16 protein-coding genes are annotated in these 14,864 nt (G+C 34.3%); 14 read left to right on the top strand and 2 right to left on the bottom strand.

Going from position 1 to position 14,864, the window contains the following annotated elements; all coding sequences use genetic code 11:
- The first annotated feature begins 55 nt into the window (after positions 1–55).
- Complete coding sequence (locus HMPREF3267_RS09650; protein WP_002459629.1) at positions 56–259, top strand: CsbD family protein; 204 nt, start codon at positions 56–58, stop codon at positions 257–259.
- A 30-nt stretch (positions 260–289) separates the two neighbouring features.
- Here HMPREF3267_RS09650 and HMPREF3267_RS09655 read toward each other — a convergent pair whose 3' ends face one another.
- Entirely contained in the window at positions 290–1,177 is an 888-nt protein-coding gene (locus HMPREF3267_RS09655; protein WP_062078710.1) for a polyprenyl-phosphate transporter PopT, read from the bottom strand.
- Positions 1,178–1,491: 314 nt separating this feature from the next.
- Between HMPREF3267_RS09655 and sufC the strand changes: the two genes are divergently transcribed.
- The 9 genes from sufC (at position 1,492) to HMPREF3267_RS09695 (ending at position 9,421) form a co-directional block, all read left to right on the top strand.
- Positions 1,492–2,253 (top strand): Fe-S cluster assembly ATPase SufC, encoded by a 762-nt coding sequence (gene sufC / locus HMPREF3267_RS09660; protein WP_002459627.1) that lies wholly within the window; start codon positions 1,492–1,494, stop codon positions 2,251–2,253.
- A 117-nt stretch (positions 2,254–2,370) separates the two neighbouring features.
- Positions 2,371–3,678: a Fe-S cluster assembly protein SufD gene (gene sufD, locus HMPREF3267_RS09665; RefSeq protein ID WP_002459626.1), complete on the top strand. Its 1,308-nt coding sequence runs from the start codon at positions 2,371–2,373 to the stop codon at positions 3,676–3,678.
- A gap of 129 nt (positions 3,679–3,807) precedes the next feature.
- Positions 3,808–5,049, top strand: a complete 1,242-nt coding sequence (locus tag HMPREF3267_RS09670) for a cysteine desulfurase (RefSeq protein ID WP_002459625.1) — start codon at positions 3,808–3,810, stop codon at positions 5,047–5,049.
- Positions 5,039–5,503, top strand: coding sequence for a Fe-S cluster assembly sulfur transfer protein SufU (gene sufU, locus HMPREF3267_RS09675; RefSeq protein ID WP_002459624.1), 465 nt, complete (start codon positions 5,039–5,041; stop codon positions 5,501–5,503). Before HMPREF3267_RS09670 ends, sufU begins: the two co-directional genes overlap by 11 nt.
- A gap of 127 nt (positions 5,504–5,630) precedes the next feature.
- Positions 5,631–7,028, top strand: coding sequence for a Fe-S cluster assembly protein SufB (gene sufB / locus HMPREF3267_RS09680; protein ID WP_002459623.1), 1,398 nt, complete (start codon positions 5,631–5,633; stop codon positions 7,026–7,028).
- A gap of 326 nt (positions 7,029–7,354) precedes the next feature.
- Complete coding sequence (locus HMPREF3267_RS12890; protein ID WP_353956374.1) at positions 7,355–7,447, top strand: hypothetical protein; 93 nt, start codon at positions 7,355–7,357, stop codon at positions 7,445–7,447.
- A gap of 37 nt (positions 7,448–7,484) precedes the next feature.
- Entirely contained in the window at positions 7,485–7,904 is a 420-nt protein-coding gene (locus tag HMPREF3267_RS09685) for a cystatin-like fold lipoprotein (protein WP_002459622.1), read from the top strand.
- Positions 7,905–7,918: 14 nt separating this feature from the next.
- A complete protein-coding gene (locus tag HMPREF3267_RS09690) occupies positions 7,919–8,332 on the top strand; it encodes a DUF4064 domain-containing protein (RefSeq protein WP_062078712.1) in 414 nt (137 codons plus the stop codon).
- Between the two features lie 279 nt (positions 8,333–8,611).
- Positions 8,612–9,421 carry a DUF5084 family protein gene (locus tag HMPREF3267_RS09695; RefSeq protein ID WP_062078714.1) on the top strand — a complete coding sequence of 270 codons (810 nt, stop codon included), beginning with the start codon at positions 8,612–8,614 and terminating at the stop codon, positions 9,419–9,421.
- Between the two features lie 229 nt (positions 9,422–9,650).
- Here HMPREF3267_RS09695 and HMPREF3267_RS09700 read toward each other — a convergent pair whose 3' ends face one another.
- The gene (locus HMPREF3267_RS09700) at positions 9,651–10,565 is read right to left on the bottom strand and encodes a CHAP domain-containing protein (protein ID WP_062078716.1); all 915 of its coding nucleotides are present in this window, start codon (positions 10,563–10,565) and stop codon (positions 9,651–9,653) included.
- A 229-nt stretch (positions 10,566–10,794) separates the two neighbouring features.
- Between HMPREF3267_RS09700 and HMPREF3267_RS09705 the strand changes: the two genes are divergently transcribed.
- The 4 genes from HMPREF3267_RS09705 to HMPREF3267_RS09720 all read left to right on the top strand — a co-directional run bounded on the left by HMPREF3267_RS09705 (position 10,795) and on the right by HMPREF3267_RS09720 (position 14,862).
- Entirely contained in the window at positions 10,795–11,088 is a 294-nt protein-coding gene (locus tag HMPREF3267_RS09705) for a WXG100 family type VII secretion target (RefSeq protein ID WP_002459618.1), read from the top strand.
- 80 nt (positions 11,089–11,168) lie between these two features.
- Positions 11,169–14,189, top strand: coding sequence for a type VII secretion protein EsaA (esaA, locus tag HMPREF3267_RS09710; protein ID WP_062078718.1), 3,021 nt, complete (start codon positions 11,169–11,171; stop codon positions 14,187–14,189).
- Complete coding sequence (gene essA / locus HMPREF3267_RS09715; protein ID WP_037544686.1) at positions 14,189–14,623, top strand: type VII secretion protein EssA; 435 nt, start codon at positions 14,189–14,191, stop codon at positions 14,621–14,623. Before esaA ends, essA begins: the two co-directional genes overlap by 1 nt.
- Positions 14,620–14,862: an EsaB/YukD family protein gene (locus HMPREF3267_RS09720; RefSeq protein WP_002459615.1), complete on the top strand. Its 243-nt coding sequence runs from the start codon at positions 14,620–14,622 to the stop codon at positions 14,860–14,862. Before essA ends, HMPREF3267_RS09720 begins: the two co-directional genes overlap by 4 nt.
- The last annotated feature ends 2 nt before the right edge of the window (positions 14,863–14,864 follow it).

Below are 14,864 nucleotides of genomic sequence, written 5' to 3' on the forward strand. Positions count from 1 at the left end.
AATGTGGCCTACGGGTAAATAGAACTATATCAAAACAACCTAGGAGGAATACAAAATGGCTGAAGACAATAAATTTGAACAAGCAAAAGGGAATGTAAAAGAAACTGTAGGTAATGTGACAGACAATAAAGACTTAGAAAAAGAAGGTAAAGAAGATAAAGCTTCTGGTAAAGTGAAAGAAACAATCGATAATGTAAAAGACAAAGCAAAAGATTTTGTTGATAACATTAAAGACGGGAAAAATAGAGATACAAACTAATAAAGTAGAAAAAGCTCTTAGGCTGTGTGCTTAAGAGCTTTCTTTGTGTGATTTGCTTGATGTTGAAGCTTCATTTTTAGCGGTAATTTGGCCTAAAACGAAGCTAACGATAAAACCTAGTATAAGCGTAATAATCGATATCAACCATGATAGCAGCGTCATTGGCATTCCTGGGAAAACAGCAAAAACAGAGCCGATCACAAAGCCAATAATCAAGGCAAAGGTCAATGTAGGATAATGATGCAACGCATAATGGATGACTTTACTAGAACATATAAAGCCAGCTACGATGCCCAAGCCAACAACGAATAATAAAGATATAGCTTGAAAATTAAATGACATAAGTTCAGAAATAGCAAACATTACTGTGCCATAAGCACCGAATACTAGTAACATAAATGAACCTGAAATGCCTGGTAAGAGCATTGCACTAGACGCACACATGCCAGCGATAAAATATTTAATAATAAGACTTGAATTTAATGTAAGTGACGTGTTGGCATGCGTGTCACCATGATTGAGCAATGTGATTATGACTAAGATAATGATACCTAAAGCAACTACAGCATAATGTTTAACTTGAAAGCGATTTTTGAAATGAGATATACGCAATAAATAGGGGATGATACCAATGATTAATCCTGTGAAGAAAAACATGGTTGGTACTTGATGGTTGGCCAATAAATAATTAAAAAGTTTACTTAAAAGGCCGATAGCTAACAACATGCCGGTTAAGATTGGTAATAAGAATTTAAGACTAGGCCAGAAACGTTTAGAAAATAGTCCACTGATAGCATGAATAAAATCATCATAAATGCCTAGTAACAAGGCGATTGTTCCACCACTAACACCAGGAACTAAATCACTTGTGCCCATACCAAAACCTTTCAAGACATTAATCCATCTAAAATGTTTCATAATGACTCCTTTCTAGTTAAATTGCAGTGAAACTGCATCATAGCAGAAATAGTGTTAATAAGGAAATAATATCTGTCGAAATTTTGGATATTGAGAACAGAGGGGCCAACATTATCAGTTAAGTGTAAAATAATACGATTATCAAAAATAATTATATTTAAATAATGACTCTAATTTAGCAGTTCAAACGGTTTATATTGCTACTTATTTGCGTTATAATGTAGTGGATTGAACATTTCAAAGTCTTTTTGACTACAAATTAAAATTACTATAAACTAGTTAAGAAAACTTTATATTTTACGGAGGGAATATAAATGTCATCAACATTAGAAATCAAAGACTTACATGTGTCTATTGAGGATAAAGAAATTTTAAAAGGTGTTAACCTTACGATTAATACTGACGAAGTACATGCAATTATGGGGCCAAATGGAACAGGTAAATCAACATTATCATCAGCAATTATGGGGCATCCTAGCTATGAAGTCACGCAAGGGGAAGTGTTATTAGACGGCGTGAATATCTTAGAATTAGAAGTTGATGAAAGAGCTAAAGCAGGATTGTTTTTAGCAATGCAATATCCATCTGAAATCACAGGCGTAACTAATGCGGATTTCATGCGTTCAGCAATTAATGCGAAACGTGAAGAAGGCCAAGAAATTAATTTAATGCAATTTATTAAGAAATTAGATAAAACTATGGCATTTTTAGATATTGATGAAAACATGGCACAACGTTATTTAAATGAAGGTTTCTCTGGTGGCGAAAAGAAACGTAATGAAATTCTACAATTAATGATGCTAGAACCAAAATTTGCTATTTTAGATGAAATCGATTCTGGTTTAGATATTGACGCATTAAAAGTAGTATCCAAAGGAATCAACAAAATGCGCGGTGAAAACTTTGGTGCACTCATTATTACGCACTATCAACGTTTATTAAACTACATTACGCCAGATCAAGTACATGTGATGTATGGAGGCAAAGTAGTGAAAACGGGTGGTCCAGAATTAGCTAAACGTCTTGAAGACGAAGGTTATGAATGGGTTAAAGAAGAGTTCGGTACTGAAGAATAATCAAGCATGCGTGTTTAAATGGCATTGCATAAATCGCAATCACGTATGGAGAAAATTCAAGTTTAGCTATGTGTTTAGCATCTAACTTAATATTTCATCAAGTAGGAGGAAAAAGTTATGACAACGGAAACTTTAAACATTTCTGAAGAACAACTTGTTGATTATTCAAAAGCACTCCATGAACCTTCTTGGATGACAGACAGTCGTAAAAAAGCTTTGAAATTAACGGAAACTTTAGAAATGCCTAAACCAGATAAGACCAAATTAAGAAAATGGGACTTTGATTCATTTCAACAACATCATGTTGATGGCGCAACATTCAAAGATTTATCAGAACTCCCAGAATCAATTAATAAAATCATTAATGTTGAGACATCCGAAAACTTAATCATTCAACATAATAATACGCTGGCCTACACACAAGTGTCAGACCAAGCAAAGCAAGATGGCGTCATTATCGAAGGATTATCTGAAGCCCTTGTTAACCACGGAGACTTAGTTCAAAAGTATTTAATGACAGAAGCGGTTCAAGTAGACGAACATCGTTTAACAGCTTTACATGCTGCATTAATCAATGGTGGTGTCTTTGTTTATGTACCAAAAAATGTTGTGGTAGAACATCCAATACATTATGTTGTGTTACACGATGATGATAAAGCGAGCTTTTTCAATCATGTGATTTTAGTCACTGAAGAAAGTGCTGAAGTGACATATGTGGAAAACTACGTTTCAGATGCAAGTGGTGATGGTAACCAAATTAATATTATTTCCGAAGTAATTGCAGGTGCAAACTCAAGTATCACCTATGGCTCAGTCGATTATTTAGACAAAGGCTTCACGGGTTATATCATTCGTCGTGGACATACAGAAGCGGATGCCTCTATTAATTGGGCATTAGGCTTAATGAATGAAGGCAGCCAAATCATTGATAACACGACAAACCTTGTAGGAGATCGTTCAACAAGTGAACTTAAATCGGTTGTCGTAGGTACTGGAGATCAAAAAATCAACTTAACTTCTAAAATCGTACAGTATGGTAAAGAAACGAATGGCTATATTTTAAAACACGGGGTCATGAAAGAACATGCATCATCTGTCTTTAATGGTATTGGCCATATCAAACATGGTGGTACGAAATCAATTGCGAACCAAGAATCACGTGTTTTAATGTTATCTGAGCATTCACGTGGCGATGCGAACCCAATTCTCTTAATCGATGAAGACGATGTAGAAGCTGGACACGCAGCATCTGTAGGTCGTGTTGATCCAGAGCAGTTGTATTATTTAATGAGTCGTGGTATTTCACAACATGAAGCCGAACGCCTTGTTATTCATGGTTTCTTAGATCCGGTCGTGCGCGAATTACCAATTGAAGATGTTAAACGTCAACTTAGAGATGTCATTGAACTTAAAGTTTCTAAGTAAAATGAAATATAATATTAGCAGCATTCTAAAATAAATCATATAAGCGTGCTTCATAAGCACAAGCGTTGAGACACGTTATAAATTGAAGAAACAAATGAGATTTTTAATATAAGAAAGGTCGTGAAGTCAATGGCCGACACAACTTTAAATGTTGAAGACGTTATAAAAGATTTTCCGATTTTACAACAGCAAGTGAATGGCAAACGCTTAGCTTATTTAGATTCTACAGCAACAAGTCAAAAGCCTATACAAGTACTCAATGTATTAGATGACTATTACAAGCGCTATAATTCAAACGTTCACCGTGGCGTGCATACATTAGGTTCATTAGCCACTGATGGTTATGAAAGTGCACGCGAAACCGTGCGCCGTTTTATAAATGCGCACTATTTTGAAGAGGTTGTCTTTACACGTGGTACAACGGCATCTATCAACATGATTGCACACAGTTACGGCGACGCACATGTTGAAGCTGGTGATGAAATTGTAGTAACTGAAATGGAACATCATGCCAACATTGTGCCATGGCAACAATTGGCTAAACGTAAACAAGCGACACTTAAATTTATTCCGATGACCGCAGAAGGCGAATTACGTGTAGAAGATATTAAAGCGACAATTACCGATAAAACTAAAATTGTAGCGATTACACATGTATCCAATGTGTTAGGAACAATTAATGATGTGAAAATGATTGCTAAAATTGCGCATGAACACGGTGCGATAATAAGCGTTGATGGTGCACAATCAGCACCGCATATGCCAATTGATGTTCAAGATTTAGACTGTGATTTCTTTAGCTTTAGTGGTCACAAAATGCTAGGGCCAACAGGCATTGGTGTGTTATATGGTAAACGTGACTTATTAAATGACATGGAGCCTGTAGAATTTGGCGGCGATATGATTGATTTTGTTAGCAAGTATGATGCGACATGGGCAGACTTACCGACAAAATTTGAAGCAGGTACACCGCTCATTGCCCAAGCAATAGGCCTTGCAGAAGCCATTCGCTACATTGAAAATATTGGCTTTGAAGCGATCCATCGGCATGAGAGAGCGTTGACTGAATATGCATATGAGCAAATGTCAGCGATTGAAGGTATTGACATATATGGTCCGCCTAAAGATCGTCGTGCAGGTGTTATTACGTTTAACTTAAAAGACGTACATCCACATGATGTAGCAACAGCAGTTGATACAGAAGGTGTTGCTGTTCGTGCAGGCCATCATTGTGCACAACCCTTGATGTCATGGTTAAACGTATCTTCTACAGCACGTGCAAGCTTTTATATTTATAATACGCAACAAGATGTCGATCAATTAGTCAACGCATTGAAACAAACGAAGGAGTTTTTCTCGTATGAATTTTAATAATTTAGATCAATTATATCGATCTGTGATTATGGATCATTATAAAAACCCTAGAAATAAAGGCGTCTTAGACAACGGTTCAATGACTGTAGACATGAATAACCCAACCTGTGGTGATCGTATTCGACTTACATTTGATATTGAAGATGGCATCATTCATGATGCGAAATTTGAAGGTGAAGGCTGTTCTATTTCAATGTCCAGCGCATCTATGATGACGGAAGCAGTAAAAGGTCACTCATTGGCAGAAGCTATGCAAATGAGTCAAGAATTTACAAAGATGATGCTTGGTGAAGACTACGAAATTACTGAAGATATGGGTGATATTGAGGCGCTACAAGGCGTTTCTCAATTCCCAGCGCGTATCAAATGTGCCACTTTAGCATGGAAAGCGCTTGAAAAAGGTACGGTTCAAAAAGAAGGCAAAGCGGAAGGTTCTACTGAAGAAGACTAGCAGAGTGTGACAATTGAGAGGTCACACTTTTGATACAAAAAGTAACTTGTTACAATGGCAGTAGACTTTTCATAACATTAAAAATCTCACGCACGTCGTTTAAATATATTTTTAAGGAGTGATTGAAATGGCTAAAAAAGCACCTGATGTTGGGGATTATAAATATGGATTCCACGACGAAGATGTGTCCATTTTCAGATCAGAACGCGGTTTAACAGAAAATATCGTGACTGAAATTTCAAAAATGAAGGAAGAGCCTCAATGGATGCTCGACTTTAGATTAAAAGCACTTAAATTATTTTATAAAATGCCAATGCCTCAATGGGGCGGTGACTTGTCAGAATTAAACTTTGATGACATCACATATTACGTTAAACCTTCAGAACATACAGAACGTTCATGGGATGAAGTGCCAGAAGAAATTAAACGTACATTTGATAAATTAGGTATTCCAGAAGCAGAACAAAAATATTTAGCAGGTGTATCTGCACAATATGAATCAGAAGTGGTTTACCATAATATGGAAAAAGAACTTGAAGAAAAAGGCATTATCTTTAAAGATACAGATAGTGCGTTAAGAGAAAATGAAGATTTATTCCGTGAGTACTTTGCGTCAGTCATTCCAGCAGCAGATAATAAATTCGCTGCATTAAACTCAGCCGTGTGGTCAGGTGGTTCATTTATTTACGTACCTAAAAACGTTAAACTTGATACACCGCTGCAAGCTTATTTCCGTATAAACTCTGAAAATATGGGACAATTTGAGCGTACATTAATCATTGCTGATGAAGGTGCTTCCGTAAATTATGTAGAAGGCTGTACAGCACCTGTATATACGACAAGTTCGTTACACTCAGCTGTCGTTGAAATCATTGTGCACAAAGATGCACATGTCCGTTATACAACGATTCAAAACTGGGCTAACAACGTCTACAACCTAGTAACCAAACGTACATTTGTGTATGAAAACGGTAATATGGAATGGGTTGATGGAAACCTAGGTTCTAAATTAACAATGAAATATCCAAACTGTGTACTGTTAGGAGAAGGTGCTAAAGGTAGCACACTATCCATTGCCTTTGCCGGTAAAGGACAAGTTCAAGATGCAGGTGCGAAAATGATTCACAAAGCACCAAACACATCATCAACTATTGTGTCAAAATCTATTTCTAAAAATGGTGGTAAAGTCATCTATCGTGGTATCGTTCATTTTGGACGTAAAGCAAAAGGTGCGCGTTCTAACATTGAATGTGATACGTTAATCTTAGATAACGAGTCAACATCAGACACAATTCCTTACAATGAAGTGTTTAATGACAATATTTCCTTAGAACATGAAGCAAAAGTGTCTAAAGTATCTGAAGAACAATTATTCTATCTCATGAGTCGTGGTATTTCCGAAGAAGAAGCCACTGAAATGATTGTTATGGGCTTCATTGAACCATTTACGAAAGAATTACCAATGGAATATGCCGTTGAAATGAACCGTTTAATCAAATTTGAAATGGAAGGTTCTATCGGTTAATTATCAATTAAAATCAATGATCATATACAGCCATCAATGGATTGTTTGCGTACAATGCCATTGGTGGCTTTTTTGACTATTCAAAAATGATAATAAGCAAACAAATTTACAAATAACTGTTTAAAAATATTATTATATAATTCATATTTACTTTTTTACCCAAGAGTGGAATAATATGAGTTGTGGAACGGGTTGTGTAGCAGTTGTAAGTGATTCATGTTGTAGACACAATCGGTTTGGCTTTATGACTTAGGGAGGTTAGATGGGATGGAACAGCCACAATAGTCCAGGCTTGCCTGACATTCCATAGATTATAGATTTTACATATTCGCTCCTTGAGGAATAATAAAATTTCTGGGCAGTCCTCTTATTATTTTTGGAGATTTTTATTAAAAAGTATCATTAATGCCGAGAAATAACAGATTTTTCAAATATGTAAGAAAAAGGAGGAACATCATGAGAAAAATATTCATCGGTATGCTGGTTGCGGTGATTATTGTTGTCAGTGGTTGTAGTAAAGATAGTCATAATGATAAGCAAGCAGATAATAAACAACAAAGCACCAATAAGCAGAAAAATAATAAATACCAAAGCAAGATAGATGAAATATTATCAATTCAGCAAAAAACACATCAAGATATGGTGAAAAGTAGTGATAAAGTAAATCCAGAGTTTAAGAAAGAACGTGTGAATCGTTATGTTTATAACGATGGCAAGTTAATAATTATTAGTTATCCATTGTACAAAGGAAACAATAAGTTATTTTATGCAGCTTATGAATATAAAAATGACAAAATATACTATAAGCGTGGTTTTAACGCGAAAGCCTATGTTGAGCAGCATAAACCAGACTATAAAGATATTAAAGTTAAATAATAAAGGAGATTGTTATGACTAAAGCAATTAAAGTAACATCATTGATTGGCATAATTTTACAAGCTATCATTAGCGTTATATTATTACTCTTATTTTTAGCATCCGTAGCAGGCTTGTTACACCCCGAATTCAAAACAACGGTGAATGGTGAAGTGAAAATATACAGTCCGGAAGAAGCACAATCTATTTTTAATGGTATCTTTGGGGTGCTATTTATTATTAGTATTATTTCATTAGCCTTAGGACTTGTAGGATTAAAATTTGTGTCTAAAAAAATGGCAATGAGTGCTACATTCTATATTATAGGCGCTATTTTAAGCTTTAATTTCATTACATTTGTGTCATGGATTGCATGTGGTGTATTAATCATCCAAAGAAAAAAAGAACTCAAAAATCCATTATCAGATGAACACCAATCAGTAGATTAATCGGTATTATTCATATTTAGAGCCGGTTAACGGTCTTTCAAAAATTTAGCCAGTAATGCATTGTCATTGTACAATTGTATTGCTGGCTTTTTGAGTTTAATAGAGCAAGTAATAAATAAGTGTTTAAAATTATTATTATATAATTCATATTTACTTTTTTACGTCACAATGAAATAATAAAAATCATAATACTGTTGACCGTGTAGCATGGTTGTGTTATCAACAGTTGTGCGCTACAAACTATTAACATACATAAAATCAAGCATAAGGGAGAACATGATGATTAAAACAATAAAAGTAACATCGCTGATTGGACTTATTCTAGAAGCATTTCTATCATTTCTATTTTTACTTTTTTTCGTAGGGTCAGTTTCAGGCATTTCTCATTCCGAGATTAGGACTACGATAAATGAGCAAACAACAACAAAAAGCACTGAAATGTCATCATTAATCTTTAATTGGATTTTTGGTGTGCTGATGGTTGCAAGTTTTATTTCATTTATTATAGGGTTTACAGCGTTAAAGTTAATGACGAAAAAAACGACGATGAGTGCAGTGTTCTATATCATTGGTGGTGTGGTCAGTCTTAATTTAATCACGATTGTTGCTTGGATGATTTGTGGCATATTAATTTTAAAAAATAAAGCAGCAGTTAAAGAGGCAGTTATTGAGAAAAATAAAATAGGCAATAGCTGGTGGATTATTTTAGCTGTTGCTGGCATTTTTAGTTTACTGAGTATACATGGATTTATTATAACCATAGGTGCATTTGGCATCTTAGCTTTGAATATTGTATGGTTAACCATATATAAGCCAAAGAACAACGGTCAAGCTTTCGAAAGTACGGCTAAACCAACCATCTATTTATCTATCATCGGTCTATTTATTATGTCAGTTTTAATGAATATATTATTTTATATAGTATTGTATGATGATTTCTTTGATATTGGTTTAAAATTATATGGCGATAACTTTCATTTTATAGGAAAAACACTATTTTTCATTAGTATCCTTCTATTTGCATTAGGTACAATATTTGCTTTTCAAATACAAAAAGCACGTTTACAACATCAAAACAGCAAACAGTGATATATACGAAAACACCTTATTTTTTAAAAGTATGTTGATGTAAAACTACATATAAATACGACGTATTTTGGCGAGACTCTTGAGGGAACAGGACAAGCTGAAGACAGGGGCCCCAACAAAGAGAGCCAACAATACAAAGTATTGAATAAAAAGAAGCACTCAGATGAGTTGAATTCAATTCATCTGAGTGTTATTTTTCTGAGATTTATGTCCCAGGTGTTTGCTCTCTCTAATGTATATAGTTGTAGGACCCGGCTTCCATAGATGATATTGTACGTGTAGATGTAATGTATGGGGCGATCCAGTTCATTTCTGAAATAAAGACACTACCGTCAGCGTTAACGCGTTCAACAAAAGCAACATGTCCATATGGGCCATTACCAGTCTGTAGAATCGCACCTTTTTCAGGTTTGTGATCGACTTTAAAGCCGTCACCTGAAGCTTGACCAGCCCAATTGCGCGCATCTCCCCAAAATGTGCTAATCGTGTGGCCAGCTTGTGCACGTTTATCGAAGACATACCACGTACATTGACCTGCCGTATAGAGATTGTTCTTACTTGTAAATAATGGGTTTGAAATAATCTTACCATTGCCTAAAGCAAGTGGTTTACCATCGACTGTCATCGCCTTGTCGTTAAATTCACTTAACTTCAACTCATCATAAAGACCGTCGACATTAATGCTTGTAATCATACCGGAGTCATCTTTTTTATATACTTTGTCAAAATCTGCTTGTTCATTTTGCGATTCTGCTGCTAATGATGCATCAGCTGCATATTGACGTGTCGCAATAGATGGTGCTGGTTGACTTGGTTCTGGTGCTTTGACAGGACCGACATTTTGTTGCACGCCTAATGGAGATTGAGATGTGCTTCCTGGTGCTTGGCTTGCTCTTTGGCCTTGATTGGCACCAGCTTGGCCATGTGCATGACTTTGTGGTGTATGGTTATCATTAGAACCACGTCGCTGTTGGCCATAAGTATAGGTAAACGTGCCATCATTTGAATTGACATTAAATGAGGCATTTGGATGTGCCTTTTTAGCTTCTTGTAATGAAGTATATGTTGCTGCATATGTCAGTTGGCTATTAACGATTGTAAATAATAATAAAGAAGACATTGTCGTAACTAGTGTTTTTTTCATACGGGTACATTAATCCTTTTTAATTATTGATATAAATTTAGTATACATAAAAAAGACTTACAAATGAATAGTAATAGGCAAATTAAATTTCCGCAATATATTTTACGTAAAATTTTAGTAAAAGTGTATACATGAACCTATTTTTTTTATATTATTTAATAAGATACGATTTTTCATAATCTATCTGTAATAGAAGTAACCAATTAAATTTTTTAGGAGGTTTCGTATTATGGCATTGATTAAAATGAGCCCAGAAGAAATAAGAGCTAAGTCACAATCTTATGGAAATGGTGCTGAGCAAATCCATCAAATTCTTTCTGATTTAACTAGAGCACAAGGTGAAATTGCTGCAAACTGGGAAGGTCAAGCATTTAATCGCTTTGAAGAGCAATTCCAACAATTAAGTCCAAAAGTTGACAAATTTGCTCAATTATTAGAAGAGATTAAACAACAATTAAACAGCACAGCTGATGCTGTTCAAGAACAAGACCAACAATTATCTAATAATTTCGGTTTACAGTAATAGTTATATATAGGTTGAGACATTTAATCGTGTCTCAGCCTGTTTTATCATTAATAAGTGTGGATTGAAAGGACAAAAAAATGAAAAAAGAATACTGGATCTATACTCTTATCTCAATTTTAATCGTCGCGATTGCCATTATAGGATTTTTTGTTTTTGTACATTTTAAATATGGTGACCAATCAGGACAAAGTCATAAGAGTGAAACAAAAAATTATGAAGATATACATATAGCGATTGTCAATGAAGACCAATCGACAACATATAACGGTAAGAAGATTACGCTAGGGGATACATTTGTTAAGAAATTATCTAGTCAAACGAACTATAATTTTGAGACGGTTACGCGTAATATTGCTGAAAATGGCTTAAAAGATGGTAAATATCAAGTCATGATCATTATCCCTGAAAACTTTTCTAAATTATCGATGCAATTAGACAAAAAGAAACCAGCCAATATGGCGATTCAATATAAAACAGCAGTTGGACAAAAAGAAGAAGTTGCGAAGAAAACTGAAAAAATCGTCGCAAGTATTTTAAATGATTTCAACAAAGATTTAATTAAAATCTATTTAACAAGTATTATCGACAATTTGCATAACGCTCAGAAAAATGTTGGCGCAATTATGACACGTGAACAAAACGTTAATCAAAACTTTGCCAATTATTTGTTGAATCCGCTCAACGATTTTCCAGAATTATTTACTGATACATTAGTCAATTCTATTAATGCGAACAATGATATTACGAAATGGTTACAAGGTTACAATAACTCTTTATTAAGTGCGAAGCCAGAAGCGTTTAGCATTCAATCTGATAATGATGTGTCATCTATCGTCGGCAAACAAGCAGAATATTTCAATGCGCATCAGTCTTTATTAGAGGATACACTTGATGATATGAAATCACGAGATAAAGATGTGAATATCTCAGATTATATTAATCAATTGAAACAAGTTGATAGTAAGTTAGACCAACAACATGAAGCGCAACAACGTACGAAAGATGACTACCAAAAATCATATCAAGACGCTCTAAATAAAGTGAAAGATGAAGTGAAAGCACAAGAATCACCATTTACGGAAGATATGATTAGAGACTATCGTCAAAAATTGACTGCCTCATTACAAGAACAATTGAAGAATAATCAAGATTTAAACGATATCGTGGATCAAATGAAACAAGACCAACAAAAAATACAAGATACGATGGCTAATCAATTGAGAAACGCTATTGAAAACGACCAGTCTGGTCAAGATGAATTTTATATTAGAAAGTTAACAAATAAAGATATCGCAGACGCTGGATTATCTGAGAAAGCTACTAAAGAATACCAAGAAATTTTAAAAGAAGTAAATCAATATAGAACAAGCTACAATGTGAAGCATCTTGATAATCCAATTAAACAAGAAGATTATCACGGTGAAATTAGTGCCACAGATACATCGAAATTAGAAACTGAAGGTACGACGTTTGAACGTCAAGAGGATATCAAATCTAAAGATATTAACCATTTAACAGTATCAACAGATCCTAACTTTGATTTTAGCGGTGATATTTATATCAACGGTAAGAAATACGATATTAAAGATCAAAATGTCAAACTGGATACGACAGTTAAAACATACCATGTTAAAGTCAAAGGTGTGGCCAAACTTAAAGCTGATGCACAACATAAAGAAGATTTCCTTAAAAATAAAACGATGAAGCTACAATTGTTATTCGGCCAAGCCGATAATGATAAAGATGAACCAAAAGCGAATGTCGTTGATTTATCTATCAACAATCATTTAGATGGCAAATTAATCAGTGGCGATTTAAATCAACAACTCCGTTCACTTGATCAATTCAAATCTAAATATGACATCTATAAAGACGTTGCAATCGATCCAAATGATATCAAGATTGATAATAAAGCAATTGTCGATATGATGGTTAATCAAGTTATTAAAGATATGGAAAGCTTTAAAAATGATAAATCAGCATTACTAAATCAATTAGATCAATTAAATCAACAGTCTGATAAATTTATTGATGATGTCATCAATAATCAAGACCAAGTTGCACAGAATAAAAAAGACATCAGCACGTTACTTGATGATTTATCAAAAGCTGAAAAATTATTAAGTGATGAACCTGAAACACCAAAAATCAATGAAGAAAAAGGTAAAGAATTTACAACGATATCAACCGATTTAGATAAACAAATTAGTGATTTATCTGAGCGTAGTACGAAGTTACTTTCAGATAGTCAAAATTCTAAATCAACTGCCGATGACATTAGTGGTGAATTAAACAAACTTGATGACAATGTTGGCAAGCTTCATGCTAGCGGACGTGCATTAGGTGTTAGAGCTAACAACTTAAATGAAGTGATGAATAAAAACGATAAAGAAAATCGTCTCTTCGCTAAAGACTTTGAAAACGTCTTGAAAAACTCTAAAGAAGGCGATCGTCAAAACGAAGTTTTAAAAGACTTTATGAGTAATCCAATTCAGAAGAAAAATCTGGAAAATGTGTTAGCAAATAGCGACAATCACAACACATTCTCACCAACAATTCTAGTATTGCTCATGTACTTAGTTTCATTAATGACGGCATACCTATTCTATAGTTATGAACGCCATAAAGGCCAAGTGAACTTTGTTAAAGATGAATTCAGCAAACATAATCACTGGTGGAATAAAGGTATTGGTGCAGGTATTGTTACTGTTGCTGGCTTAGCAGAAGGTCTCATTATCGGTTTGATTGCCATGAATCAATATGAAGTTATGGCAGGATACCGTGCGAAGTTTGTCGGTTTAATTATCTTGACAATGATTGTCTTTGTACTCCTCAATACGTACTTATTGAGACAATTAAAATCCATCGGTATGTTTATCATCATTGTCATACTTGCCTTATACTTTATTGACATGAATCGCAATAACGCAATACTTGCAGCGATTTCACCATTATCACATATAGATAAAGTGTTCTATAACTACTTGAATGCAGAACATCCAGTTGGCATGGCAATGTTAATCCTTGCAGTACTTGCCATTATTGGATTCATCTTAAATATGTTTATTAAGCACTTTAAGAAAGAGAGGCTCATTTAATGCTCATTGAAGGCTTAACCATGATGACGCTATTAACTGCCAATCCACATCAAGGTGATTTAGATATAAGAGTCGATGATGAAGATCAACAAAATGTGAATAAAGATATCAAAGAATACGATACAACGCTCTTTGATGATGAAAGTAAAAAAATAAATCAACGCATTAAAGAACAACAACAGAATAAAGATTCAAATATAAAAAATAATTTGTTTCAAAACCAAGCGGGCAATAAGTCCCGCTTGGATGAAACAAAGCATGTATTGTTTTCAAACAAGAATTTGAACAAAACAGCGGAGAGTGATAAAAGCCCTTATTTACAAGACAAACAAAAGAAAAATTTCTTTCCATATATCTTGTTAAGTATAGGGGCTTTTTTAACTATAGGATTTATGGTATTTACCATCCAGCGAGGGAGAAGGGTTAAACGATGAGCCAGCATAAAAAAGTGACATTTGATTTTTCAAACTATCAACACGGAAGCTTTGATTTAGCAGTTCCCATATTTATTCCTATCAAACAACTAATACCACTGATTATAGAAAGTTTAGATTTAGAAATATATGATTATAAAAATCAAATAAAAGTGACCACTAAGGATCGCTTATTACTAGAAAATGACCGACTCGTGGACGGCAAAATTGCAGATGGAGATATTCTGAAAATATTGTAGGG

The sequence above is a fragment of the Staphylococcus sp. HMSC62D11 genome (genome assembly GCF_001839145.1).
In the GTDB taxonomy this organism is placed as follows: domain Bacteria; phylum Bacillota; class Bacilli; order Staphylococcales; family Staphylococcaceae; genus Staphylococcus; species Staphylococcus lugdunensis.

Excerpts from the sequence above, each read along its gene's own strand:
- sufB (WP_002459623.1), top strand. The coding sequence starts at position 5,631 with ATGGCTAAAAAAGCACCTGATGTTGGGGATTATAAATATGGATTCCAC.
- HMPREF3267_RS09655 (WP_062078710.1), bottom strand. The coding sequence starts at position 1,177 with ATGAAACATTTTAGATGGATTAATGTCTTGAAAGGTTTTGGTATGGGC.
- HMPREF3267_RS09695 (WP_062078714.1), top strand. The coding sequence starts at position 8,612 with ATGATTAAAACAATAAAAGTAACATCGCTGATTGGACTTATTCTAGAA.
- HMPREF3267_RS09705 (WP_002459618.1), top strand. The coding sequence starts at position 10,795 with ATGGCATTGATTAAAATGAGCCCAGAAGAAATAAGAGCTAAGTCACAA.
- sufD (WP_002459626.1), top strand. The coding sequence starts at position 2,371 with ATGACAACGGAAACTTTAAACATTTCTGAAGAACAACTTGTTGATTAT.
- HMPREF3267_RS09685 (WP_002459622.1), top strand. The coding sequence starts at position 7,485 with ATGAGAAAAATATTCATCGGTATGCTGGTTGCGGTGATTATTGTTGTC.
- sufC (WP_002459627.1), top strand. The coding sequence starts at position 1,492 with ATGTCATCAACATTAGAAATCAAAGACTTACATGTGTCTATTGAGGAT.
- HMPREF3267_RS09720 (WP_002459615.1), top strand. The coding sequence starts at position 14,620 with ATGAGCCAGCATAAAAAAGTGACATTTGATTTTTCAAACTATCAACAC.
- HMPREF3267_RS09650 (WP_002459629.1), top strand. The coding sequence starts at position 56 with ATGGCTGAAGACAATAAATTTGAACAAGCAAAAGGGAATGTAAAAGAA.
- esaA (WP_062078718.1), top strand. The coding sequence starts at position 11,169 with ATGAAAAAAGAATACTGGATCTATACTCTTATCTCAATTTTAATCGTC.
- essA (WP_037544686.1), top strand. The coding sequence starts at position 14,189 with ATGCTCATTGAAGGCTTAACCATGATGACGCTATTAACTGCCAATCCA.
- HMPREF3267_RS09670 (WP_002459625.1), top strand. The coding sequence starts at position 3,808 with ATGGCCGACACAACTTTAAATGTTGAAGACGTTATAAAAGATTTTCCG.
- sufU (WP_002459624.1), top strand. The coding sequence starts at position 5,039 with ATGAATTTTAATAATTTAGATCAATTATATCGATCTGTGATTATGGAT.
- HMPREF3267_RS09690 (WP_062078712.1), top strand. The coding sequence starts at position 7,919 with ATGACTAAAGCAATTAAAGTAACATCATTGATTGGCATAATTTTACAA.
- HMPREF3267_RS09700 (WP_062078716.1), bottom strand. The coding sequence starts at position 10,565 with ATGAAAAAAACACTAGTTACGACAATGTCTTCTTTATTATTATTTACA.